This window comes from Buttiauxella noackiae ATCC 51607, from assembly GCF_001654865.1.
In the GTDB taxonomy this organism is placed as follows: domain Bacteria; phylum Pseudomonadota; class Gammaproteobacteria; order Enterobacterales; family Enterobacteriaceae; genus Buttiauxella; species Buttiauxella noackiae.
In genome coordinates, this window is sequence record NZ_LXEO01000065.1 from 30,577 (window position 1) to 52,188 (window position 21,612).

The following is a 21,612-nucleotide window of genomic DNA, read 5'->3' on the forward strand; positions in this document are numbered from 1 at the left end:
AAAAGCCAGCGCCATAAGGGGGGATATTAATGGCCGCTGGCTAATTTATGCATAAATAATGGCTTGAACACGCCAGCCTTCAGCAAGCTGGTTTTCCTGCATTTTAACGATGCGATAGTATGATGCTCCATGTTCGTCAGCCTTCAGAGCGATGACTTTTTCCACATCTTGCACGCTACCGGCAATACCATTTACTGAAATCATGCCGATTTCATTCAAGCCTGTCACACAATCTGCGGCAACATCTTCTGCCGATTGTGCCGACGTGGTGATTAGCCCTACAGACAGCAGTAATGAGGTTAAGGCAAGCGATCGTTTCATAATTTACTCCTTTAATACTTACCCTAAATCAGCAGGGCATTCCTTCGCGTGGATGAACTCCAGACCTGTCCGTTGGCTGAGGTTCATTGTGCATAACAAACGATCAGTTGACGCAAAGCTATGTAAATATGCATAAATTAAACACAGCGCTAAATTACTTGCGGTACAAAATGGCCTGGGCATACCACTGACCTGGCACTACCGTCTCATCGTTTAACAAAATGACGTAGTAATCCGCTTTGGCTGCAACAGCTTTCTCTTCTAACGCTCTTTCTGCGTCCATTGGAGAGCCGTGCTCAAGTGCTGTCACTGTCCCTATTTTGGTCAAACCCTGCGTTTGATAACGCTGGATTTCCTGAGGGACTCCGGTTGCAGGCGGCGCTGGTTCTGGTGTCCCTTGTAGCACGCTACAGGCACTGAGCGTGGTCGCAAGCAACACAGCTAATAGCAATCGCATGATCGTTTCTCGTCTCTTAATAGCCATATTGTAGCCCCGGTTTTTATCTGAGAAGAGGGAATGTTCCCATTTTGTTAGCTTCCCCGCGCTTTTTAATCACTTTCGAATGAAAATCGCTAAGCAGATCTCATAGTGAAGAATAATCACAACCCATCAATGACTTGCCATCCATAGGACGCTGACATACAAAGGATATATCACACCGACACAGGGCTAATATCATGATTGAAATATATACTGAACAGCTTGCGGGGATTGAAGTTCTCCACGCTGTACCTGCCGGAAAAAAAGAAAGCAAACTCCCGGTGGTGTTTTTCTATCATGGTTTTACATCATCAAAATTAGTTTACAGTTACTTTGCGGTCGCTCTTGCCCAGGCTGGAATTCGCGTGATTATGCCCGATGCCGATCAACACGGTGCGCGATTTAATGGTGATGACACCGCGCGGCTGTATCAATTCTGGTCGATTCTTAAACACAATATTGATGAGTTTTCGCCGCTTTATCAGGCTTTATTTGAACACTATCCCGTAGATGAGCGACGAGTTGCTGTGGGCGGTGCTTCAATGGGAGGTATGACGGCTCTTGGTATTATGGCGCGGTATCCGCAAGTATGCTGTGTGGCGTCTTTGATGGGGTCAGGATATTTTATGTCGCTTGGACATTCGTTATTCCCACCAAGGACTGAGGAACTTGAATCGCTAAATGCACTTGCTGGTTACGACATTAACCATCAGTTGGAAAACATCGGTAATCGGCCACTTTTGCTATGGCATGGCGAGGAAGATGATGTGGTCCCGGCAGCAGAAACCTGGCGTTTGCAACAAGCCCTTATCGAGAAGGGACTGGATAAACAGATGATCTGCTTGCGCGAAGCGGGCGTAAAACACCGTATTACCCCAACGGCGCTTGAGGCGACCAGCCGATTTTTTAGCGAGCATCTCTGATTACACCAGAACGACCTGCACGCCCTGAGCTTCAAGCTTTTTGACGACTTCAGGGTCTGCTTGCTTACCTGTGATCACTAAATCAATTTGCTCTGCCCGGCTAAAGAGCATTCCCGCGCGCTGGCCGACCTTCGAGCTGTCGACTAACACCGCCAGTTTGCCCACTACGCCCAGCATTTTTTGTTCAGCCATCGCCGTCAGCATATCGGTTTTATACAGCCCTTCAGCCGTTAAACCTTTTCCACTGGTAAACATCCAGTGCCCGGCATACAGCGACGTTTCGTTTTCTTGCGGCCCAAGAGTAATCGAATGGCTTTTATTATATTGCCCACCCATGATCACAACGCTCTCATGATCCTGATCGATAAGGTAATTCGCCAGCGGAAGATAGTTAGTAATGATCTGCACGGGTTTTCCACAGATCTGCTGACCCAGCAAAAAAGCCGTCGATCCGCAGTTGATCACCACACTTTCGCCTTGTTTTACAAGGGCGGCAGCGGCACAGGCAATACGGCTTTTCTCATCGTGATTCTGCGCCAGATGAATATTCATTGGCGTCCAGCGCAGAGGCTGCTGGCTAATGGCTTCAGCTCCGTTACGAACTTTTTTCAGCCTGCCGCTTTCATCCAGTTTATTGATATCGCGACGTGCGGTAGCAGGGGAAATCGCCAGCCGTTCCATCACTTGTTCGACAGTAACAAACCCTGTTTGTTGGAGTAGATCGAGCAGGATCTGGTGGCGCTGTGCTTCTGTCATGCATATTCCAGATTAGAGATGATTTTTAAAGATGATATTTGAAAAAGTGAGAAATACCTAAAAGAAAAGCCGGACATCAGCCCGGCTTTAACCTTACAGGAAGGACTTAAACGGTAAGTCCGGTTCCAGCGTAAAACAATCATCAAACCCGCGTGGATAGTGATACTCGAACAGATCTTTATCCAACGGCCAGGTAAATTTGCCGCCAACCTGCCAGATAAACGGCTTAAAGCCATATTTCAGACGATCTTTCTTCATATTCCACAGCACGCGGATCTCTTGCGGATCTGCCTGGAAATTTGACCAGATATCATGGTGGAAAGGGATCACGACTTTGGTATTGAGTGATTCCGCCATCCGCAAAATATCGGCACTGGTCATTTTATCGGTAATACCGCGAGGGTTTTCACCATAAGATCCTAGTGCGACATCGATCTGGTGGTCATTCCCATGCTTCGCGTAGTAGTTGGAATAGTGAGAATCACCGCTGTGGTAAAGATTGCCGCCAGGCGTTTTGAACAGATAGTTCACCGCGCGCTTGTCCATGCCGTCGGGCAACACGCCCGCCGCGTATTCATCAGCCGGTAGCGTGATAAGCGCGGTTCTGTCGAAAGCATCAAGCGCATGAATTTCAATGTCTTTTATTTTCACCACATCGCCGGGTTTCATCACAATGCAGCGTTCACGCGGCACGCCCCAGCCAATCCATAAATCAACACAAGTCTGCGGCCCGATAAATGGCACATCATCCGCACAGTTTTGCATCACGGCGGCGGCCACATTGACGTCGATATGATCATTGTGATCATGCGTTGAAAGGACGGCATCAATATTGCGAATAGCGAAAGGATCGAGCACAAACGGCGTGGTGCGCAGGTTAGGCTGTAATTTTTCCACGCCCGCCATACGCTGCATTTGGTGACCTTTTTTCATCAGCGGATTACCGTGGCTCTGTTTGCCCGTACCGCACCAAAAATCAACACAGATATTGGCACTACCCTGCGATTTCAACCAAATGCCCGTACAGCCCAACCACCACATTGCAAAGGTTCCAGAGGCGACAACTTCCTGCTCAATTTCCTCGTTCAGCCAGCTTCCCCACTCCGGAAAGGTGTTCAATATCCAGGATTCACGGGTAATCGTTTCTACCTTACTCATCAGCTCTCTCCTTTCCATTTAAAATCAAAATAAATCATTTGGTGATTTCATTTGATTGATATTGACATCAAAATTTTAACTTGAGAAGCGTTTTTTAGCGTTAGTTGATGTGTTTCTACGTGTGTGAAGTTCGTTTATTTTTGTCATTACATCAATTATTTGTTTATATATGCATGATTTTATTTTGTTATTTTTGTTTTTCTCACACAAATCAATAACCCTTACTACATCATGGGAAATAAATTGCGTGGCATCTCACAAATAATCATATTCAATCTTGTTGTGATTGATTTTGATAAATAGAGTTAGCCGAGCATTACTTCCGCCTGTTTTCTCATCAAAACAGGGAGCGACTACCCTATGGAGAGCTTTATGGAGACCCTCTACAACGGCTTTATCATTTTCTTTAATCAGGTCATGACGAACGCCCCTTTGCTACTGGGGATTGTGACTTGCCTGGGCTACGTGCTTTTGCGCAAAAGCGTCAGCGTGATTATCAAAGGAACCATCAAAACCATTATCGGCTTCATGTTGCTGCAGGCAGGTTCAGGGATCCTGACCGGTACGTTTAAACCCGTCGTGGCAAAAATGTCCGAGGTTTACGGGATTAACGGCGCAATTTCAGACACCTACGCCTCCATGATGGCGACGGTTGAAAGAATGGGGGACGCCTACAGTTGGGTGGGATATGCCGTGTTACTGGCACTGGCGCTCAACATCAGTTATGTGTTGCTGCGGCGTATTACGGGGATTCGCACCATCATGCTTACCGGGCACATCATGTTCCAGCAAGCCGGTTTGATTGCGGTGTTCTTCTTTATCCTCGGTTATCCGATGTGGACAACCATTATTTGCACCGCCGTGCTGGTTTCCCTCTATTGGGGCATTACCTCCAATATGATGTTCAAACCGACGCAAGCCGTGACGGAAAACAGTGGTTTTTCCATCGGCCATCAACAGCAATTTGCTTCGTGGATTGCCTACAAAGTCGCTCCTTATCTGGGCAAGAAAGAGGAAAGTGTCGAAGACCTCAAATTGCCTGGCTGGCTCAATATTTTCCACGACAATATCGTTTCTACTGCCATCGTTATGACGCTGTTTTTCGGCGTAATCCTGTGCTCATTTGGCATCGATGTCATGCAAGCCATGGCGGGAAAAACGCACTGGACTATCTACATTCTGCAAACCGGTTTCCAGTTCGCCGTAGCGATATTCATCATCGTGCAGGGCGTCAGAATGTTTGTGGCGGAACTTTCCGAAGCGTTTAACGGTATCTCACAGCGCTTAATTCCAGGTGCGGTTCTCGCCATCGACTGTGCGGCTATCTACAGCTTCGCCCCTAACGCCGTGGTGTGGGGCTTTATCTGGGGAACCATCGGTCAGCTTATCGCCGTCGGCATTCTTATCGTGCTTGGCTCTTCCATCATGATCATCCCGGGCTTCATCCCAATGTTCTTCTCCAACGCCACGATTGGCGTGTTTGCTAACCACTTTGGCGGCTGGCGGGCAGCGCTAAAAATCTGCCTGGTGATGGGCATGATTGAAATCTTCGGCTGCGTGTGGGCCATCAAATTGACCGGCCTGAGTGCGTGGATGGGGATGGCTGACTGGTCAATTCTGGCACCGCCATTAATGCAGGGGCTAACGCTGGGCCTGTGGTTTATGGGCATCGTTATCGTGATCGCACTGATTTATATGTTCTTTGCCGGGCGCACTTTGCGTCAGGAAGAGGATGCAGAAAAACAACTGACCGAATCATCCGCTAATTAAGGAATTGAGATTATGACCGTACGCATTCTCGCTGTTTGTGGCTGTGGGCAAGGCAGTTCCATGATCATGAAAATGAAAGTGGATCAGTTTCTTACGCAAGAAGGGGTCAACCATAGCGTCAATAGCTGCGCTGTAGGCGAATACAAAAGCGAGCTGAGCGGTGCCGACATCATTGTTGCTTCCACTCACGTCGCCAGCGAAATCACAGTCTCGGGCAATAAATATGTCGTGGGGGTTCGCAACATGCTTTCTGCGGCGGATTTTGGCCCAAAACTGATGGATGTGATCCGCGAACATTTCCCGAAGGACATCAAGTAAGGAACGCCAATGAAACTACGTGACTCACTGGTTCAAAACCACTCCATACGTTTACAGGCAGAAGCAAACACCTGGCAGGAGGCAGTAAAGCTAGGCGTTGACCTGCTGGTGGATGCGAATGTCGTTGAGCCTCGCTACTACCAGGCCATTCTGGATGGCGTTGCGAAATTTGGCCCTTACTTTGTGCTGGCTCCGGGCCTTGCGATGCCGCATGGCCGCCCGGAAGAAGGGGTTAAAAGCACCGGCTTTTCACTGGTCACGCTGAAAACGCCGCTGGTGTTTAACCATGATGATAACGACCCGGTGGACATCCTCATCACCATGGCGGCAGTAGATGCCACGACCCACCAGGAAGTCGGCATCATGCAGATCGTCAATCTGTTTGAAGATGAAGAGAATTTTGACCGTTTACGCGCCTGCCGTACCGAGCAGGAAGTGCTGGATTTAATTGACCACGCTACGGCGTCGGCGACTGCTTAAGGAGCTTTTTATGTCTCATTCATTACCGATGCTACAAGTTGCGCTGGATAACCAGACAATGTCAGATGCCTATAAAACGACGCGCCTGATAGCGGAAGAAGTCGACATTATTGAAGTTGGCACCATTCTTTGTGTCGGCGAAGGCGTGCGTGCGGTGCGCGATCTTAAAGCGCTTTACCCGCATAAAATCGTGCTGGCCGATGCCAAAATCGCCGATGCCGGGAAAATCCTCTCGCGCATGTGTTTTGAAGCCAACGCTGATTGGGTCACGGTGATTTGCTGTGCCGATATCAACACCACCAAAGGTGCGTTAGAAGTCGCCCGTGAATTTAAAGGTGATGTGCAAATCGAACTGACGGGTTTTTGGACGTGGGAACAGGCGCAAGAGTGGCGTGCGGCAGGTATCGCACAAGTGGTTTACCACCGTAGCCGTGATGCTCAGGCCGCAGGGGTCGCGTGGAGTGAAGCGGATATTACGGCGATTAAACGCCTGGCGGATATGGGCTTTAAAGTCACTGTAACCGGCGGCCTGGCGCTTGAAGATTTACCGCTGTTTAAAGGTATCCCGATTCATGTGTTTATTGCCGGACGAAGCATTCGTGATGCGGCTTCTCCGGTTGAAGCGGCGCGCGAGTTCAAACGTTCCATTGCCCAGCTTTGGGGCTAAGGACTGCTCATGTTACATAAGCAAGTTCCACTGGGTATTTACGAAAAAGCGCTCCCCACCGGGGAGTGCTGGCTGGAACGGTTGCTGCTCGCGGGTGGTCTGGGTTTCGATTTTGTTGAGATGTCGATCGATGAGACGGATGAGCGCCTGGCGCGTCTGGACTGGAGCCGCGAGCAGCGCATGGCATTGGTACAAGCCGTTGCGGATTCCGGCGTTCGCGTTCCTTCAATCTGTCTGAGCGCCCATCGCCGTTTCCCGTTAGGCAGTGAAGATGACGATGTTCGTAATCAAGGCCTGGAAATCATGCGTAAAGCGATTGAGTTTGCGCAAGATGTGGGTGTCCGCGTGATTCAACTGGCGGGGTACGATGTCTATTACCAGCAAGCCAATGACGCAACACGCTGCCGGTTTCGCGAGGGCTTAACCGCCGCAGTCGAAATGGCGAGTCGCGCCCAAGTGACTTTGGCGATGGAAATCATGGATTACCCGCTTATGAACTCCATCAGCAAAGCGATGGGCTATGCCACTTACCTCAATAACCCTTGGTTCCAGCTCTATCCGGACATCGGCAATTTATCCGCATGGGACAATGACGTGCAGATGGAACTCGAAGCAGGGCGCGGGCATATCGTGGCCGTACACGTAAAAGACACGCTGCCGGGTGTCTTTAAGAATGTGCCATTTGGCAAAGGCGTGGTGGAATTTGAACGCTGCTTTGAGGCATTAAAACGCAGCGGTTATCGCGGCCCCTATTTAATTGAAATGTGGAGCGAAAAGGCTGCCGATCCGGTAGAAGAAGTTATCGCTGCTCGCGACTGGGTGCTTGCGCGCATGGCAACAGCGGGGCTACTGGAGGCGGATCATGCAGCAGCTTAAACAGCGGGTGTTTGAGGCAAATATGGCACTCCCGCGGCATGGCCTGGTGACGTTTACCTGGGGAAACGTCAGCGGTATCGATCGCGAACGCCAGTGCATGGTGATCAAGCCAAGCGGCGTGGCCTATGAGCAAATGTCTGCCAGCGATATGGTGGTGGTAGATATGAACGGCGTGGTGATTGAAGGGAATTATCGCCCTTCTTCCGATACTGCGACGCATCTCGCACTTTATAAAAAGTACCCGGAACTGGGTGGCGTGGTGCATACGCATTCGACTCACGCCACCGCCTGGGCACAGGCCGGGCTAAGTATTCCCGCACTCGGCACGACACATGCTGATTACTTTTTTGGTGATATTTGCTGTACCCGTGCATTAACCTGCGATGAAGTGCAGGGCGAATATGAGCTGAATACTGGCAAAGTGATCGTCGAAACGTTGGGTGGTAGTAATCCTCTGCATACGCCAGGCATCGTGGTTTACCAACACGGCCCGTTTGCGTGGGGGAAAACTCCTGAGGATGCGGTGCATAACGCGGTTGTTATGGAAGAAGTTGCCCGCATGGCATGGATTGCTCGCGGTATTAATCCGCTTTTACAACCCATTGACGCATACCTGATGAATAAGCATTTCCAGCGTAAGCATGGCCCGGATGCCTACTACGGGCAGCGCTGATAAGTTTCCGTGCCCATAAAAAAGCCCCCGCAAGCGGGGGCAAGTCAAACGTTGGCTTTCTATGTCGTTGTGGTATTCCTGGTGTTAACGCCTTTACTTCATTACCTCATTGCATTCTGCTACCGGTAGATGTCAGCACTTACACGCATATTGCCGTTACTACCGGGCTCTCTCATCAAAATTGTGTGGTAATACTTTGCATTGTGCTGATCTGCATCCTCATGGATAGCAACTTCAGCTTCCTGTTCTGTCGCGAAGTTGTGGTTGATATAAATAACCCCAAGGCTCATCACATCATCCATATTTTGTGCCTGGCGACCATCAATCTTGATCGCTGCAGCTGCATTTGAACTAAGCAAAAGCGCCGCCAGAAAGGCAAAAACTGTAATTTTCATAATCCGCTCCACTACAACTTAATGTGTCAGCTGCGGTCGTCGCTCCTGTTAATAAATAGTGGCGGCCTATGACAATAAGTGTAAACCCTTAAGGTTGGATAAAAAGCGACCATTTCTGATGGTGTTGGTCAAAAATTTTAAGTGATCCAGGCCAAAGTCATAGATTTCACTGAGTTAGCGCTTGTTAGAAATTTAGCCTTCATGCAAAAGAATTAATTTCTATATAACCTTGAGTTTGCTGGGCTCCGCTTGTATGATTACGCGTCAATTTTTCAGCCGCCTTTATAAACACGTTCCTTGCTTCCATGGGCCGCGGCTGACCCTGACAGGAGGCTGAATAATCCGTAAGGAGCAATTCGATGCGTCATTACGAAATCGTTTTTATGGTCCATCCTGACCAGAGCGAACAGGTTCCGGGTATGATCGAACGTTACACTACTGCAATCACTGCAGCAGAAGGTACGATCCACCGTCTGGAAGACTGGGGCCGCCGTCAACTGGCTTACCCGATCAACAAACTGCACAAAGCACACTACGTTCTGATGAACGTTGAAGCTCCGCAGGAAGTGATCGATGAGCTGGAAACTAACTTCCGCTTCAACGACGCCGTTATCCGTAGCATGGTTATGCGTACTAAGCACGCTGTAACCGAAGCTTCACCAATGGTTAAAGCTAAAGACGAACGTCGTGATCGTCGCGATGACTTCGCTAGCGAAACTGCTGATGATGCAGATGCTGGGGATTCTGAAGAGTAATTTCCAATGACGGCCAACCGCCTGGTGTTGTCTGGCACAGTGTGCAAGACGCCTCTTCGCAAGGTCAGCCCGTCAGGAATTCCTCATTGCCAGTTCGTGCTTGAGCACCGTTCTGTGCAAAAGGAAGCCGGTTTAGATCGGCAGGCGTGGTGCCGTATGCCAGTTATTATTAGCGGGCACGCACACTCAGCCATTACTCAAAGTATAACGGTCGGCACGGTACTCACAGTTCAAGGTTTCATTAGTTGCCATCAGGCAAAAAATGGTCTGAATAAAGTGGTATTGCATGCCGAGCAGATTGATTTGATAGATTCTGGAGACTAGCCTAATGGCACGTTATTTCCGTCGTCGCAAGTTCTGCCGTTTCACAGCGGAAGGTGTTGTAGAGATTGATTATAAAGATATCGCTACACTGAAAAACTACATCACTGAAAGTGGTAAAATTGTCCCGAGCCGTATTACCGGTACTCGTGCAAAATACCAGCGTCAGTTGGCTCGCTGCATCAAGCGCGCTCGTTACCTTTCTTTGTTGCCATATACTGATCGTCATCAGTAATCGGCCACTGTCCATTAATGACTTTGAGAGGATAAGGTAATGCAAGTTATTCTGCTTGATAAAGTAGCAAACCTGGGTAGCCTGGGTGATCAGGTTAACGTTAAAGCGGGTTATGCTCGTAACTTCCTGGTACCACAGGGTAAAGCTGTTCCTGCTACCAAGAAAAACGTTGAATTCTTCGAAGCACGCCGTGCAGAACTGGAAGCTAAATTAGCTGACGTTCTGGCTGCTGCTGAAGCTCGCGCTGCGAAGATCAACGCACTCGAAACTGTTACTATCGCGTCTAAAGCTGGCGACGAAGGTAAACTGTTCGGTTCCATTGGTACCCGCGACATCGCTGACGCTGTAACTGCAGCTGGCGTTGAAGTGGCTAAGAGCGAAGTTCGTTTACCGAACGGCGTTCTGCGTACCACTGGTGAGCACGAAGTGGACTTCCAGGTTCACAGCGATGTATTCGCTAAACTGACTGTAAACGTTGTTGCTGAAGCGTAATTTACGCTGATGTAGTTACGTTAAGACGCCGGCCTAGTGCCGGCGTTTTGCATTTACTCGTCATACTTCAAGCAGCAGAGGAGTTGGTTGCATTCTTTCACCGCCTACCTGCAACTAGAATTATTTACAGTAAATAGAATTAAGTGCTAACGAGCACGCACAAAACTACCATCAGGCTGTCTTGTAAATAGCACCTGCTGATCGTTACCAATATCAATTGTCAGTCCCGTCACCACACCATTCGCATTCTGGCGAATCTGCACCATCTGCCCGGTTTGCAAAGTACTCAGCGGTTTGTTGCTGCCTTCTACCTGCGCCATCGAATAAACATCAGCGGGCGGTAAATTATGATCGCGGAACAGCTGCGCCATGGTTTGCCCTGACTCGACGCGGTACGAACGCCATTGCTGGTCAATATCGTTATTCTCATGCGGCACAGGAGCTTGCGTTTCTGCCTGTGGTTGTTCTTCCACACGTGACGGTTCGACGGGGGCAGCGTTCTCTGGCGGGTTGACTAAGTGGGCACGAATTGGGGATTGCGACTCAATGGAAAGCTGCGCATCGCGCGTAACTGGCTGAATAGGGGCATCAGGTGTCGGCCACAGGAAACCGAGGACAATCACGATTGCCGCAATAATAATGCCACGGCGGTGCATCACCGGAAGTGGATCCATCAACCGGAAATTATCGGGTGCATGCCAAATCCGCGCAAGCCAGGGTTTAACAGCGAATCGCATCGGCAATACTCCTCATTTCCACACAACGTGCTCTGTACATTTACCCACTCCATTATAGAACGCTAACTGTTTGATGCGCTGAATAATCCTGCGTTACGTGATTCTCAACCGCAATTTCACGCTCACTTAAAGCATTGTTCCTGTTTCGCCTGCATTTGTCACCTTTGCCGCTTTTGCATTTTACCCGTCAGGTTGACGCTGCTATGCTGCGGGCTTGCTTTTAAATACCATTAAAGGAAATCCCATGACGACCCCTTCTTTTGACAGCGTCGAAGCGCAAGCAAGTTACGGTATTGGTTTACAAGTAGGTCAACAACTGAGTGAATCTGGTCTGCAAGGCCTGCTGCCAGAAGCACTGGTAGCTGGTCTGCGTGATGCGCTGGAAGGGAATGCCCCGGCAGTTCCGGTTGATGTGGTTCATCGCGCACTGCGTGAAGTTCACGAGCGTGCCGACGCCGTTCGCCAGGAACGCCAGAAAGAACTGGCTGTTGAAGGCGTGAAATTCCTCGAAGAAAACCTTAAGAAAGACGGCGTGAGCAGCACCGAATCTGGCCTGCAATTCCGCGTTCTGACTCAAGGCACTGGTCCAATTCCAGCGCGTAAAGATCACGTTCGTGTACATTACACCGGTAAACTGGTTGATGGCACCGTGTTCGACAGCTCCGTACAGCGTGGCGAACCAGCTGAATTCCCGGTAAGCGGCGTTATCGCTGGCTGGATTGAAGCTCTGACGCTGATGCCAGTTGGCTCAAAGTGGGAACTGACTATTCCTCATAACCTGGCTTACGGTGAGCGTGGCGCTGGTGCGTCAATTCCTCCGTACAGCACTCTGGTTTTTGAAGTTGAACTGCTGGAAATTCTGTAAGCGTTCAAGGGCCCCGCTCCGGCGGGGTTTTTATTTGGTAGTTAACAAAATTAGCGTGATTTTATCTGGTAAATGCTACCTTCCTGAGTGTTTCTGTGGGGCTGCTCACTTTATGGCCGTGATTTTGCACTCAAAACAAACATTAAATTAACAAATAATTTCTTTCTTAGTATTCAACCTGCCAATTCTTCCCTACTATCTTTGAGTTCCCCGGAACAACAACATCACATCCTCACTATTTTAATTTTTATAAAGGCCGGTAGAGCCTGAACACAACAGACAGGTACAGGAAAAATACAACATGGTAGATCAGATAAAGGTTTCTGACGTTGCTGAAGAACCGTCAGAACAATCTCTGCGGCGTAATTTAACCAACCGCCATATTCAGCTTATTGCCATCGGTGGCGCCATCGGAACTGGCCTGTTTATGGGCTCCGGTAAGACGATTAGCCTCGCGGGTCCATCCATCATCTTCGTATATATGATTATCGGCTTTATGCTGTTTTTCGTGATGCGTGCGATGGGCGAACTGCTGCTTTCTAATCTCGAATACAAATCTTTTAGCGACTTTGCGGCAGACTTACTGGGTCCATGGGCGGGGTATTTTACCGGCTGGACTTATTGGTTCTGCTGGGTAGTAACCGGCATGGCGGACGTTGTCGCGATAACTGCCTACGCGCAGTTCTGGTTCCCAGGATTATCCGACTGGGTGGCGTCGCTTGCCGTGATCATCTTGCTGCTGAGCCTTAATCTCGCCACCGTGAAAATGTTCGGTGAAATGGAATTCTGGTTTGCGATGATTAAAATTGTCGCCATCGTTGCGCTGATCGTTATCGGCCTGGTGATGATTTTGACCAACTTCCATTCCCCGTCTGGCGTAGAGGCTTCCATCAACAACTTGTGGAATGACGGTGGATGGTTCCCGAAAGGCATCAGCGGTTTCTTCGCAGGCTTCCAGATAGCGGTATTTGCGTTTGTGGGTATTGAGCTTGTGGGAACGACGGCTGCAGAAACCAAAGATCCGGAAAAATCTCTGCCACGCGCCATTAACTCGATTCCGATCCGCATCATCATGTTCTATGTGTTCGCATTGATCGTCATTATGTCCGTAACGCCATGGCGTTCCGTAGTGCCCGATAAAAGCCCGTTCGTTGAATTGTTCGTGCTGGTGGGCCTGCCCGCGGCTGCGAGTATCATCAACTTTGTGGTGCTGACTTCTGCGGCTTCTTCTGCCAACAGCGGAGTGTTCTCAACCAGCCGTATGCTATTTGGACTGGCGCAAGATGGTATGGCGCCAAAAGCATTCGCCAAACTCTCTAAGCGAGCTGTTCCGGCGAAGGGTTTGACCTTCTCCTGTATCTGCCTGCTGGGTGGCGTGGTGATGCTCTATGTGAACCCTAACGTGATCGCAGCATTCACCATGATAACTACCGTGTCTGCGATTCTGTTTATGTTCGTCTGGACGATTATTTTGTGCTCGTATCTGGTATATCGCAAACAGCGCCCACATTTGCATGAGAAATCTATCTACAAAATGCCGCTTGGTAAGCTGATGTGCTGGGTGTGTATGGCGTTCTTCGTGTTTGTGATTGTGCTGCTGACGCTGGAACAAGATACCCGCCAGGCGCTGATCGTGACGCCGTTGTGGTTTGTATTGTTGGGTGTGTGCTGGATGTTTATCGGCAAGAAACGCATCGCGGAAATGCGTAAGTAATTTTAAGCGCCTCCTCCATGGAGGAGGCGCTTAATTACGGTTATTCGCCAGCCAAAGCGCGTGGGAACAACACATTATTCTCAAGACTGATGTGTTCCATCAGATCGTCAATCAGCTCATTAATCCCGTTATACATCGCTTTCCAGGTGGTGCAAGCTTCCGGCGGTGGCGTAACATTATTGGTGGTGTGTTTGATCACATCGACCAGTTCGCCCGCATCGTCATGCTCACTTTCCATCACACTGATAGGACCATTTGCCTGAGAACCCATACCCTGCTTAATCATTGGGAACAGGATTTGCTCTTCTTTCATCATGTGGCTGCCCAGCTCTTGATGCAGCATAGTCAGATATTTCGCTAAACCTTTTGGCACATTTGGTTTATCCGCATGTACGCGCTCAACTTTCGTTGCCTGAAGGATCAGTTCTGGCAGCTGTTCGCGGTGGCGGTCGTGATAACGCACGATGATGTGGTCGATAATTTCGGCCAGCGGCACGGTACGCCACTCTTTCTCGATTGGCTCTTCAGCAAGCTTTGCGAGCTCAGCTTCAATCGCGTCCAAATCCAACTCTTTACGCGTTGCGGCACGTACAAGCGTCTGCTTCCCGCCGCAGCAGTAATCGAGATCCAATTTACGGAACAGCGCAGATGCGCGTGGAATAGTTAAAGCCAGTTCACCTAAAGGTTGGTCGCGAAAAGCCATGAGCAAATACCTCGTTGTCGATAATATAAGATGCATATTAAATGCATCTTTAAGTCGGCGCTATGACTATTTCGAGGTAAGGCGCTATTTGTCCGTCACAACAACCACCTCAGCTAGCGTACTTTTCTGCGGTTTGGTCAGAACGGCCATCACCACGCCGATGACAAGACAAACAATGCCCAGTAATGTCAGCAATGGCGGCCAGCTATGGCGCAGCATAAAGGTGTAAGCCAGTCCTGCCAGCGTTTCAAAGACAATCAGCGGGCCGACAATAACAGTCGGTAAACGCTGGCTGGCAATGTTCCAGCACAAAGCACCGAGCCATGAACAGAACAGAGCAATGGCGAGCATCAGCGCCAAAAACACTTCCGGGCGCGGGCCAAAGGGCAGGGTAAAGTCACTGTTGGTACGTGACATCCACAGGCAAACGGCAATATAACCCAGCAGTGAAAACGGCAGGATCGCGAGCCCTTGTGCCGTGGCCCACATCAGCGGATTCTTATCGGGGTTTTCACGTAGCCACCTGGCATTACGCAGCGCATACCATGCCCAACAGGCAACCGAGATAAACGCCAGCCCGATGCCACTGATATATCGCCACCAGCTGAAATCAAGCTGCCCGGTGCGTAATTCAGCGGTATTCACCATCACCAGGCCCAGGGCGATAATCACCAGCGCAGGGGCCAGCCTGCGCCACGGGAGTTTACCGTCGCGTTTGCTGTAAAGCAGATTGGCGAAGACCGGGATCACCACAGGAAGAGTGCCGATAATCATGGTCGAAATCGGTGCCCCTGTGCGCTGAATCGCGCTGGCCAGGCAGACGTAATAAATGAGATTGCCGACGGTGGAAAGCTTGAGTGCGGTAAACCAGTCCGCACGGCACAACTGGCGCAGACGCTGGCGCCCAAACCATGCCAGCGGGAGCGCAATCAGTCCCAAAGCCAGATAGCGTCCGGTCGACTGCATTGCAGCAGGGTAATCAGGGACAATTAGCGGGCCGACGAAAATCAGCCCCCACATCAGCCCCGCGAGCAGGGCGTACAACACACCAGTTAACATCTTCATCTTCCGTTTATTGCTTTGGATTGAGTGTAGGCATGGCGTGAGGGGAAATATTGTACCAGCTTGCGGTTTTACTCTTTAAACGCCAGGGCGACTTGTTTCTGGTAGCGCACGGGCGTGATGCCATAGCGTTGGGAAAAAGCACGCGTCAGATGTGCCTGATCGGTTAAGCCGCTGGCTGCGGCAACTTGAGCAGCCAGCATACCATTCGTCAGTAATCGCTTAGCGTGCCAAAGACGAATTGCCATGAGCATCTGGTGGGGGGTGACGTGGAAGTGCGCTTTGAACGTGCGTTGAAAGTGATAAGGGCTAAGCGAAACTACGGCCGCGAGCTCATCAAGCGTCACCGGCTGCATATAGTTATCGTGCAGATAGTCCCGAATTTGTTCAAAGCGGTGTGCCGACTCTTTCGGCCCGGACGGTAAGTGGCGAGCGTATGGTTGGAAAGTTTCGATGAGATTCAGTAACAGGCTCTGCTGTGCCAGAGCATCATTCTCGCTCCATAAGCCATTAATCAATTGTGAAATATGACCTGCCCGCAGCGGGTCGTGTTTGACCACATCACTAAATGACCAGTTACGTGAGCCGGTAACTGACTCGAGGATCTCCGGTTCAAGATAAATCATGCGGTACTGCCAACCATCTTCGGTTGCTGCTTCGCCGGTATGGAGCTCGTCGGGGTTCATCAACACTATCGAATCTGTAGCTGCGACATGCTGAACACCACGATAACGGAAACGCTCAGCGCCCCAGGTTACCGTGCCAATGCCAAAAGCTTCATGGGTATGCGGTTCAAAGGCGTAACGCGAAATATGAGCGTGATAAAGCTCAACACCGGGCAATTGCGGCAGATGCCGAAATTGGGCTTTGTCTTTTTCATCGTTGAATTGGTCAGGTACGCCTTGCACGTTAATCTCCATCTGGACACCCCATCAGTATAGGGGCGTCCATGTTTAACGGAAAGTTAACATTTACAGCACGGCACGCAGGCTTTCTGCAAGCGTAGTGGTTGGACGACCAATCAGCGCGCTCAACTGACGGCTGTCATCAAACAAGCCACCTTTGGATGCGCCAACATCAGAATTTGCCAACAGCTCCGCCAGGCCTTCAGGTAAACCCGCACCTAACAATGCTGCTTTAAAATCAGCTTCTGGCAGATTTTGATAAACCACGGTTTTACCGCTCTGTTTAGTCAGTTCAGCAGCCAGTTCGGACAGCGTCCAGCCGTGGTCGCCCGCTAATTCGTAAACTTTGCCCGCCTGGTTTTCCAGAGTCATCACTTTTGCGGCGGCTGCCGCATAATCCGCGCGCGTTGCAGAAGCGATTTTTCCCTCGCCTGCGCTACCAATAAACACGCCGTGTTGCAGTGCTGGTGGCACGCTGGCGAGATAGTTTTCGGTATACCAGCCGTTGCGTAGCAGCACAAATGGAATGCCTGATTCTTTCAGCATTTTTTCAGTAGCGATGTGTTCATCAGCCAGACCCAGCGGGGAAGAATCAACATGCAACAGGCTGGTGTAAGCAATCAGCTCCACACCCGCTTCTTTAGCAGCTTCAATTACGTTGCGATGCTGAACCGCACGTTGTCCGACTTCACTTGAAGAGATAAGCAGCAGTTTTTCAACGCCCGCCAGCGCCTGCACTAGCGCCGCTTTATCTTCATAGCTGGCAGCACGCACCTGAACACCACGCTCAGCAAATGATTGAATTTTTGCCGGGTTACGCACGATGGCAACCAATTGGTTAGCTGCAACGGTATTCAGTAAATCTTCAACAACGAGTTGGCCTAGTTGGCCGGAAGCTCCGGTAATCGCGATCATGGTAAATCTCCTGTGGATTTCTGGTTAAGTTGTGTCAAAATATCACTATCACTAACTTTTAGTAAGTACGCACAAAAAGGTAAGTATGAAATGAGTGTAGTTGAAACCCGTCCACTGTCCTTAACTGAGCAAATGCGTGATGGTAATTTATTCGCCGAGCAGTGCCCGTCGCGCGATGTGTTAAAACACGTCACCAGCCGCTGGGGCGTGTTAATTCTGGTGGCCTTGCAGAGTGGGACTCATCGTTTCAGCGACCTGCGCCGTAAGATGGGTGGGGTGAGTGAAAAAATGCTCGCCCAAACGCTGCAATGGCTGGAAGCAGATGGCTTTGTGAATCGAATATCCTACCCGGTTGTGCCGCCGCATGTGGAATACAGCCTGACGCCGCTGGGCGAAGAAGTGGCCGTGAAAGTTGCTGCGTTAGCCGACTGGATAGAAGAGAATTTGCCAAGGGTTATGGCGTCCCGAAAACGGGACGCCTGAGAAATTACTTACTCAAATCAAGCTGATAAATCGCAAAACCGATTTCGTCGCTGCCGACATTTTTCATCGGATATTGGCCTTTTTCTTTGATAAATGCCGCCGCTTTTTCACCCGGTGAGGTTTCAAAGCGAATATCTAACGGCTGATTGCTGTGAATCGGAGCCAGGCGCCAGTTGTTATCAGCAGCCGGGTGGATCTCTTTGCTTGCCGTAATCCAGTTCGCCAGAACCGAACGGTTTTCATCTGGAGACGCGAAAGCGATATGGTTATCGCCTGTACCTGCAAACTTGCCGCCGTAAGCGCGATAGTTATTGGTCGCTACCAGGAAAGTCGCGTTAGGGTCGATTGGCTTGCCTTTAAACGTCAGCCCTTTGATTCGCTCGGCATTCGGGTTCACTATCTGGCATTCGCCGTCGTAACGTGCAGGTTGTGACACATCAATCTGGTAATCCACGCCGTCGATAACATCAAAGTTATAGGTGCGGAAACCGTCCCAGTTAATCAGCGACTGCGGTTTAGTGCTGTTCACATCAATCTGATTAAACTGCCCGGCGGAACATTCCAGCCACTCTTTAACCTCTTTGCCAGTGGCTTTCACCACCACCAGCGTATTAGGGTAAAGATACAAATCTGCGGCGTTACGGAACGTTAACTGGCCTTTTTCCACTTCCACAAAACTGGCCGGGTCATTCTTACGCCCGCCAACTTTAAATGGCGCAGCAGCGGAAAGTACCGGCAAGTTTGCAAGGTCCGGGTCGCCCTGAATGTATTTCTCAACGTAGGCGAGCTGGGCGTTATTCACTACCTGCACCGTCGGGTCATCCTGAACCAACGCAAGGTAGCTATACATGTTGTCTGATGATTTGCCGATTGGCTTACTGACGAACTCGCGCGTGGCATCGTGATCGTGCTTCATCACTTCCACCAGTTTGGCATCTTCTGGCACCAGTGCTTTCTTCGCCACGCTGTCATAAATTGGGCGCGCTTCCGCTTTGCTGCTGGTCACTTTCCATGCGCCGCTATCGTTGTTCAACACTAAATCAACCACGCCCAGGTGGTCGCCCCACATACCAGGCATCACCGCTGGAATACCGTTCAGCGTGCCTTTCTCAAGATCGACACCTTTGATATTGGCAAAGTCTTTGCCCGGGAACACGGCGTGGGCGTGGCCAAAGAGAATCGCATCCACGCCGGGTACTTCGCTGAGGTAATAAACTGAGTTTTCAGCCATCGCATGATACGGGTCGCTGGACAGGCCAGAGTGGGCGATAACGACCACTAAATCTGCCCCGTTTTTACGCATCTCAGGCACGTAATGACGGGCAGTTTCGGTAATATCTTTCACCGTAACTTTGCCTTCGAGATTGGTTTTATCCCACGTCATAATTTGCGGAGGAACAAAACCGATATAGCCGATGCGCAGCGTCTGCTCTTTGCCATCTTTATCTTTAACGGCAGTTTCTTTAATCACATAAGGCGTGAATAGCGGTTTATTGGTTTTGGCATCAATGATATTGGCATTCACATAAGGGAATTTCGCGCCCGATAGCGCCATATGCAGGTAATCGAGGCCATAATTAAATTCGTGATTGCCCAGGTTTCCCACCGCATAATCCAGCGTATTGAGCGCTTTATAAACCGGGTGAATATCGCCTTTTTTCAGGCCTTTTGCCGCCATGTAATCCCCGAGCGGACTGCCCTGAATCAGGTCACCGTTATCGACCAGTACACTGTTTAACGTTTCACCACGCGCGGCGTTGATTAAACTTGCCGTACGCACCAGTCCAAATTTTTCCGTAGAGGTATCTTTGTAGTAATCGAAATCCATCATATTGCTGTGGAGATCGCTGGTTTCCAGGATACGGAGGTCAACGGTTGCCGCATGAGCGCTGGTAGCAACCAGCATGGCAAGCATCGTTGCGCTAAACTTGATCATGATAAAAGGTCCTTTTTAGAGGTAGGCCGCAAAAGGCTATGTATATAAACGTTGTTGCTTACATTTTTGTGAAGTGTGCCAGAAATGAGAAGCGTTAAACCGGAATCGCTTCACAGATAGCGCATAAAGACGCAATGAGATATAAGTAAAACAATAGGTTATTTGCATGACACAACATGAGGTGGAGAATGTTAGATAAAATTTGCCAACTGGCTCGGGAGGCTGGAGCTGCCATCATGCAGGTGTATGAAGGGCAAAAGCCGCTAGAGGCGACCCAAAAATCCGATGACTCGCCGGTCACAGCGGCCGACCTTGCCGCACATGGCATTATCCTGCAAGGGCTGCAAACACTGACGCCGGACATTCCGGTGCTTTCAGAAGAAGACCCGCAGTCCTGGGAGACGCGTCAAAGCTGGGGGCGTTACTGGCTGGTCGATCCGCTGGATGGCACCAAAGAGTTCCTGAAACGTAACGGGGAGTTCACCGTTAATATCGCACTTATCGAAAATGGTAAAGCGGTGCTGGGCGTCGTGTATGCGCCAGTGCTGAACGTGATGTACAGCGCGGCAGAAGGTAAAGCCTGGAAAGAGGAGTGCGGCGTACGTAACCAAATCCACGTGCACGATGCCCGTCCACCGCTGGTGGTGATAAGCCGCTCTCATGCTAACAACGATCCGGAACTCAAAGAGTACCTGCAGCAGATGGGGGAGCATCAGACTACCGCTATTGGCTCATCATTGAAATTCTGTCTGGTGGCAGAAGGGCAGGCACAGCTTTACCCGCGTTTCGGGCCAACCAATATCTGGGATACCGCAGCAGGCCACGCCGTTGCGTCAGCGGCTGGTGCGCACGTGCATGACTGGCAGGGTAAGCCTCTCGACTATACCCCACGCGAATCATTCCTGAATCCAGGTTTTCGGGTCTCTATTTACTGAGCAACTCTTGCAGCAGGCGCATGACCTGCTGCACCTCTTCTTGTGTCAAACCACCATCTTTCGCAAACTGCACTCGACCTTCTTTATCCAGCACTACAATCGCCGAGCTGCCACTCTCCAGCTGCCATGACTTTTGTGCAACACCGTTGCTATCAACGATAATTTGCGACCATGGATACTGGGTTTTATTGCTCTCAAGACTGCTACGCACAAACATTCCTGTGCCAATAATCGCATCATCGGTATTGACGATGGTTGTCGTCTGGTAGCGGTCATGTGGGAATTTAGAGGCTTTAATCGCTTCGATTATCCCGGCATTTTTCTCTTTTGCACTGGTGCGCCCGGCCATAAGTTGCAGCACTCGCACTTTTCCAGGTAACTGCGCGCTATTCCAGCTTTTATAGCTAAACTTATCTTTATCGAGCATCAGCTCACCTTTATCCGTAATACCGATAGGTGAGACTCGGTGATTTTTCTCAAAAGTATGGGCCGATGCCGCAAGGGGTAACAACAGCAAGGCAAGCGCAAGGGTAGTACGTAGGGACATGATGACTCCTTATTATATGCAGGTGATCGGACCACTTATTATGACGTTTTAATCATATGTGCTGAATAGCCATCTGTCCCGCAACAACGATGCCAGTTTGCGGGTGACCGCACATATCCCTGTAATTTGAAGGCTTAAACTAAGTTTTGTTTACATTTGCAAAGATTATTCTGAGAAATTGTAATCAAA

At 50.0% G+C, this 21,612-nt stretch carries 27 protein-coding genes; 15 read left to right on the forward strand and 12 right to left on the reverse strand.

Annotation, left to right across the window (positions count from 1 at the left end; genetic code table 11):
- Positions 1-45: 45 nt before the first annotated feature.
- Positions 46-321, reverse strand: a complete 276-nt coding sequence (locus tag M979_RS19775; protein ID WP_034461185.1) for a YdgH/BhsA/McbA family protein — start codon at positions 319-321, stop codon at positions 46-48.
- 154 nt (positions 322-475) lie between these two features.
- Positions 476-805, reverse strand: coding sequence for a biofilm peroxide resistance protein BsmA (gene bsmA, locus M979_RS19780; RefSeq protein ID WP_034461186.1), 330 nt, complete (start codon positions 803-805; stop codon positions 476-478).
- A 194-nt stretch (positions 806-999) separates the two neighbouring features.
- On the opposite strand from bsmA, the gene yjfP reads away from it, so the two are divergent.
- The gene (yjfP, locus tag M979_RS19785; protein WP_064556131.1) at positions 1,000-1,725 is read left to right on the forward strand and encodes an esterase; all 726 of its coding nucleotides are present in this window, start codon (positions 1,000-1,002) and stop codon (positions 1,723-1,725) included.
- Here yjfP and ulaR read toward each other — a convergent pair whose 3' ends face one another.
- Both ulaR and ulaG read right to left on the reverse strand, forming a co-directional pair.
- The gene (gene ulaR, locus M979_RS19790; protein WP_064556132.1) at positions 1,726-2,481 is read right to left on the reverse strand and encodes an HTH-type transcriptional regulator UlaR; all 756 of its coding nucleotides are present in this window, start codon (positions 2,479-2,481) and stop codon (positions 1,726-1,728) included.
- A gap of 93 nt (positions 2,482-2,574) precedes the next feature.
- Positions 2,575-3,639 carry an L-ascorbate 6-phosphate lactonase gene (gene ulaG, locus M979_RS19795; protein ID WP_064556133.1) on the reverse strand — a complete coding sequence of 355 codons (1,065 nt, stop codon included), beginning with the start codon at positions 3,637-3,639 and terminating at the stop codon, positions 2,575-2,577.
- 372 nt (positions 3,640-4,011) lie between these two features.
- On the opposite strand from ulaG, the gene ulaA reads away from it, so the two are divergent.
- Genes ulaA through M979_RS19825 form a run of 6 tightly spaced genes read left to right on the forward strand, consistent with a single transcriptional unit; the run spans position 4,012 to position 8,423 of the window.
- Positions 4,012-5,409: a PTS ascorbate transporter subunit IIC gene (ulaA, locus tag M979_RS19800; RefSeq protein ID WP_064556134.1), complete on the forward strand. Its 1,398-nt coding sequence runs from the start codon at positions 4,012-4,014 to the stop codon at positions 5,407-5,409.
- A 12-nt stretch (positions 5,410-5,421) separates the two neighbouring features.
- Positions 5,422-5,727, forward strand: coding sequence for a PTS ascorbate transporter subunit IIB (gene ulaB / locus M979_RS19805; RefSeq protein WP_064556135.1), 306 nt, complete (start codon positions 5,422-5,424; stop codon positions 5,725-5,727).
- 9 nt (positions 5,728-5,736) lie between these two features.
- Positions 5,737-6,207 carry a PTS ascorbate transporter subunit IIA gene (gene ulaC / locus M979_RS19810; RefSeq protein ID WP_064556136.1) on the forward strand — a complete coding sequence of 157 codons (471 nt, stop codon included), beginning with the start codon at positions 5,737-5,739 and terminating at the stop codon, positions 6,205-6,207.
- Positions 6,208-6,217: 10 nt separating this feature from the next.
- Positions 6,218-6,874, forward strand: a complete 657-nt coding sequence (locus M979_RS19815; RefSeq protein WP_157093276.1) for a 3-keto-L-gulonate-6-phosphate decarboxylase UlaD — start codon at positions 6,218-6,220, stop codon at positions 6,872-6,874.
- 9 nt (positions 6,875-6,883) lie between these two features.
- Entirely contained in the window at positions 6,884-7,750 is an 867-nt protein-coding gene (locus tag M979_RS19820) for an L-ribulose-5-phosphate 3-epimerase (RefSeq protein ID WP_064556137.1), read from the forward strand.
- Entirely contained in the window at positions 7,737-8,423 is a 687-nt protein-coding gene (locus M979_RS19825; RefSeq protein WP_064556138.1) for an L-ribulose-5-phosphate 4-epimerase, read from the forward strand. The genes M979_RS19820 and M979_RS19825 overlap by 14 nt, the downstream gene beginning before the upstream one ends.
- 119 nt (positions 8,424-8,542) lie before the next feature.
- Here M979_RS19825 and yjfY read toward each other — a convergent pair whose 3' ends face one another.
- Positions 8,543-8,818, reverse strand: a complete 276-nt coding sequence (gene yjfY / locus M979_RS19830; RefSeq protein WP_034461188.1) for a DUF1471 family protein YjfY — start codon at positions 8,816-8,818, stop codon at positions 8,543-8,545.
- Positions 8,819-9,177: 359 nt separating this feature from the next.
- Here yjfY and rpsF point away from each other — a divergent pair, with 359 nt between their 5' ends.
- From rpsF to rplI, 4 genes are read left to right on the forward strand one after another with little or no spacing between them, the layout of a single operon-like run.
- Positions 9,178-9,573 carry a 30S ribosomal protein S6 gene (rpsF, locus tag M979_RS19835; protein WP_034461189.1) on the forward strand — a complete coding sequence of 132 codons (396 nt, stop codon included), beginning with the start codon at positions 9,178-9,180 and terminating at the stop codon, positions 9,571-9,573.
- A 6-nt stretch (positions 9,574-9,579) separates the two neighbouring features.
- Positions 9,580-9,897 (forward strand): primosomal replication protein N, encoded by a 318-nt coding sequence (gene priB, locus M979_RS19840; RefSeq protein ID WP_034461190.1) that lies wholly within the window; start codon positions 9,580-9,582, stop codon positions 9,895-9,897.
- A 4-nt stretch (positions 9,898-9,901) separates the two neighbouring features.
- Positions 9,902-10,129, forward strand: a complete 228-nt coding sequence (gene rpsR / locus M979_RS19845; RefSeq protein ID WP_002210155.1) for a 30S ribosomal protein S18 — start codon at positions 9,902-9,904, stop codon at positions 10,127-10,129.
- A 39-nt stretch (positions 10,130-10,168) separates the two neighbouring features.
- A complete protein-coding gene (gene rplI / locus M979_RS19850; protein WP_034461193.1) occupies positions 10,169-10,621 on the forward strand; it encodes a 50S ribosomal protein L9 in 453 nt (150 codons plus the stop codon).
- Between the two features lie 146 nt (positions 10,622-10,767).
- Here the strand turns inward: rplI and M979_RS19855 are convergent, their stop codons facing one another.
- A complete protein-coding gene (locus tag M979_RS19855; protein WP_064556139.1) occupies positions 10,768-11,364 on the reverse strand; it encodes an OapA family protein in 597 nt (198 codons plus the stop codon).
- 238 nt (positions 11,365-11,602) lie between these two features.
- Here M979_RS19855 and bamJ point away from each other — a divergent pair, with 238 nt between their 5' ends.
- Both bamJ and cycA read left to right on the forward strand, forming a co-directional pair.
- Positions 11,603-12,223 carry a BamJ family beta-barrel-assembly machinery protein gene (bamJ, locus tag M979_RS19860; protein WP_034461196.1) on the forward strand — a complete coding sequence of 207 codons (621 nt, stop codon included), beginning with the start codon at positions 11,603-11,605 and terminating at the stop codon, positions 12,221-12,223.
- A gap of 301 nt (positions 12,224-12,524) precedes the next feature.
- Complete coding sequence (gene cycA / locus M979_RS19865; protein ID WP_064556140.1) at positions 12,525-13,937, forward strand: D-serine/D-alanine/glycine transporter; 1,413 nt, start codon at positions 12,525-12,527, stop codon at positions 13,935-13,937.
- Between the two features lie 40 nt (positions 13,938-13,977).
- Here the strand turns inward: cycA and ytfE are convergent, their stop codons facing one another.
- The 4 genes from ytfE to M979_RS19885 form a co-directional block, all read right to left on the reverse strand.
- On the reverse strand, positions 13,978-14,640 hold the full coding sequence (gene ytfE / locus M979_RS19870; RefSeq protein ID WP_034461199.1) for an iron-sulfur cluster repair protein YtfE: 663 nt from the start codon (positions 14,638-14,640) through the stop codon (positions 13,978-13,980).
- Positions 14,641-14,724: 84 nt separating this feature from the next.
- A complete protein-coding gene (locus tag M979_RS19875; protein ID WP_034461200.1) occupies positions 14,725-15,699 on the reverse strand; it encodes a DMT family transporter in 975 nt (324 codons plus the stop codon).
- 74 nt (positions 15,700-15,773) lie between these two features.
- Positions 15,774-16,610 carry an AraC family transcriptional regulator gene (locus tag M979_RS19880; RefSeq protein WP_064556190.1) on the reverse strand — a complete coding sequence of 279 codons (837 nt, stop codon included), beginning with the start codon at positions 16,608-16,610 and terminating at the stop codon, positions 15,774-15,776.
- Between the two features lie 63 nt (positions 16,611-16,673).
- Positions 16,674-17,522, reverse strand: coding sequence for an SDR family oxidoreductase (locus M979_RS19885; protein WP_034461201.1), 849 nt, complete (start codon positions 17,520-17,522; stop codon positions 16,674-16,676).
- Between the two features lie 90 nt (positions 17,523-17,612).
- Between M979_RS19885 and M979_RS19890 the strand changes: the two genes are divergently transcribed.
- Positions 17,613-18,005, forward strand: coding sequence for a winged helix-turn-helix transcriptional regulator (locus tag M979_RS19890; protein ID WP_034461203.1), 393 nt, complete (start codon positions 17,613-17,615; stop codon positions 18,003-18,005).
- Positions 18,006-18,009: 4 nt separating this feature from the next.
- On the opposite strand, the gene M979_RS19895 is transcribed toward M979_RS19890, so the two are convergent.
- Positions 18,010-19,941: a bifunctional 2',3'-cyclic-nucleotide 2'-phosphodiesterase/3'-nucleotidase gene (locus M979_RS19895; RefSeq protein ID WP_064556141.1), complete on the reverse strand. Its 1,932-nt coding sequence runs from the start codon at positions 19,939-19,941 to the stop codon at positions 18,010-18,012.
- A 188-nt stretch (positions 19,942-20,129) separates the two neighbouring features.
- Here M979_RS19895 and cysQ point away from each other — a divergent pair, with 188 nt between their 5' ends.
- Positions 20,130-20,876: a 3'(2'),5'-bisphosphate nucleotidase CysQ gene (gene cysQ / locus M979_RS19900; protein WP_034461206.1), complete on the forward strand. Its 747-nt coding sequence runs from the start codon at positions 20,130-20,132 to the stop codon at positions 20,874-20,876.
- Here cysQ and M979_RS19905 read toward each other — a convergent pair.
- Positions 20,866-21,423: a YtfJ family protein gene (locus M979_RS19905; protein WP_064556142.1), complete on the reverse strand. Its 558-nt coding sequence runs from the start codon at positions 21,421-21,423 to the stop codon at positions 20,866-20,868. The genes cysQ and M979_RS19905 overlap by 11 nt on opposite strands.
- Positions 21,424-21,612: the final 189 nt, after the last annotated feature.